The organism is Actinosynnema sp. NPDC059335, assembly GCF_042752395.1.
In the GTDB taxonomy this organism is placed as follows: domain Bacteria; phylum Actinomycetota; class Actinomycetes; order Mycobacteriales; family Pseudonocardiaceae; genus Actinosynnema.
In genome coordinates this window covers 62,851-65,280 of sequence record NZ_JBHYXZ010000033.1, presented here as the reverse complement: position 1 = coordinate 65,280, position 2,430 = coordinate 62,851, and the positions used below count along the sequence as shown (strand labels likewise).

1 protein-coding gene is annotated in these 2,430 nt (G+C 78.8%); it reads left to right on the top strand.

Annotated elements, in window-relative coordinates:
• Nucleotides 1-95 precede the first annotated feature (95 nt).
• A complete protein-coding gene (locus tag ACFXGA_RS13255; RefSeq protein ID WP_378087398.1) occupies nt 96-2,411 on the top strand; it encodes a lantibiotic dehydratase in 2,316 nt (771 codons plus the stop codon).
• Nucleotides 2,412-2,430 lie beyond the last annotated feature (19 nt).

Here is a 2,430-nt window from a genome sequence, read left to right as displayed (position 1 = left end):
CGGCTGTGGGGGGGGCGCGGGGGGGCGTGGGCCCGCGCGGCCGGGCGGCGCGGGCGCGCCCCCCCCCCGCCGCGACACCGTGACGGGAGCACCGGATGGCCACCGACCGCACCACCACCGAACTCGCGCCGTACGCGCTGGTCCGGGTGGCCGCGTTGGCGCACCCCCGACCGGCGCCCACGCCGTTCCGGGCCGCGCTGGCCGCGGTCGTCGCGGCCCGGCGGCGGATCGCGGCCGCGGCCGACGGTCTGGCCGACGCGTTGCACGACAGCGCGAACGGCCACTCGGCCGGGTTCCACCGGCGGGTGGTGCTGCCGCTGCGGCGCGACGTGCACAACGACCGTCCCCCGCGCCCCTCGTCGGACCTGGGCACGCTCCCGCGGCGGGTGCCGGCGCTCGCGGACTGGCTGGCCGCGCACGCCGAGCTGGACCGGGCCGTCGAGGCGGCGCTGGACGCGTGGCCGCGGGCGCTGGCGGAGTCCCGGGCGTGGCTCGCGGAGGTGTGCGCGGCCGACGAGCTGCGCCGCGCGAGCGTGCTGACGGGCGCGGACCTGCTGCACGGCCTGGACCGCACCGCCCGCGGCGGCGGCGAGCCGGACCGCAAGGCGCGCAAGGCCGAGCCCACGGTGCTGCGGTACGCGTTGCGGGCGACCGCGAAGACGAGCCCGCTGTCCTGGTACACGCACGTCGGCTGGGGCACGTGGGGCGACGGGCCGTGGCCCGCGGCGGAGCCGGTGTCGCACCCGGCGGCGCACCGCCTGCTGGTGGACAGGCTGGTCGACGCCCTCGGTCCGCGGCTGCCGCACCGCCTCGCGCCGGGTCTGCGGGAACGCGACGGGCGGTTGCTGTTCCGGCGCGACGTGCCGGCGGAGGGCATCGGACGTGCCGCCGTGGTGCGGGAGGAGGAGGTGGACGCCGCCGCGACCCGGCCGTTGCGGTTCGTGGTGGACCTCGTGCGGGCGGCCGGGCCGGACGGGGTGGCGTTGGAGCGGATCGCCGAGGCGCTGGCGGCGCAGCTGACGGTGGCGGACCCGCCGAGCGCGGCGCGGGCGTTCGTGGCGAGGACGCGCGAGCTGGGGCTGCTGGTGCCGGTGTCCCCGATCCACCCGCAGGAGCCCGACGCGGTGACCGCGCTGGCCTCCTGGCTGCTCGCACCCGGGCAGGCGGATCGGGGGCCGGAACCCGCCCGGGACGCCGCGCGCCGGCTGGCCGACATCTCCGCCACCACCGCGGCGTTCGCCACCGCCGACCCGCCCACCCGGGCGGCGCTGCTGACGGAGCTGTCCGACCGCTGGCGCGAACTCGGCGAGCGGGTCGGCGCGGACCTGACCGGTGTCGTCCCGGTGGTCGAGGACGTCGTCCTGCCCGAACCCGTGCCGGTGCCGCCCGGCGCGGCGCCCGCGCTGACCCGCCTCACGCCGCTGTTCGTGGCGTTCGACCAGCACGTGCTGCTCCGCCGGCTGATCCGGACCCGGTTCGTCGAGCGCTTCGGCGAGGGCGGGGTCGCCACCCCGGCCGACTCCTCCGCGCCGCTCGCGCGGGCGTGGCAGGACTCCCTGCGCGCGGCCGAGCTGGACGACCCCGACGTCCACGCCGTCCTGGCGCTGCGCGGGAAGCTGGCCGGCCAGGTCCGCGACGGCGTGGTCACCGACGACGTCCTCGCCTCCGCCGCCGACCTGCTGCCCGCCTGGGCGACCCGCCGCCCCGGCTCGTACGCCGTCTTCGCCCAGCCGGCCCCCGACGGGCGGCTCGTGGTGAACCGCGTGTACGCCGGGTTCGGCAAGTTCACCAGCCGGTTCCTGGACCTGCTGCCCGGCGCGCGGGACGCGGTGACCCGGCAGGTGCTCCGCCACACCGCGGACCCGGTGCAGTTCCGCCCGGTGCGCGGGTTCAACGCCAACCTCCACCCGCTGCTCGGCGCGCGCGAGGTCGGCGAGGACGCGCGGTGGGCCGACCTGGTCGCGGACGAGGTGGAGGTGCGGCACGACCCGGTCGCCGACGAGGTCCGGGTGACGCACCGCGGCGTCCCGCTCGACGTGCTGTACTCGGGTTTCCTGATCCCGCTCGCGCTGCCGGACCGGCAGGTGCCGCTGTACTCCGACCTCAGCTGCGGCTGGGTGGACCTCGACCCGCTGCGGACCGTGACGACCGACGGCGGCGTGACCGCCCGGGGATCGCTGTCGTACGGCGACGTGGTGCTGGCGCGCCGGTCCTGGGACTTCCCCGCGCCGCCGGAGGTCGGCGCGGAGGAACGGGCCCCCCCGCTCGTGGGCCCGGTGGGCGGCCCCCCCCCGCGGGCCCCCCCGCGCCCCGCGCGGGCGGCCCATACCCCCCCCGGGGGCCGGGGCCCCCCCGCCGCAGCAGGATCTGGTTCACGTCGTCGGGTTTGCGGCGCGCGGTCAGCTTGCTGATCATCACCATGGTCAGGAA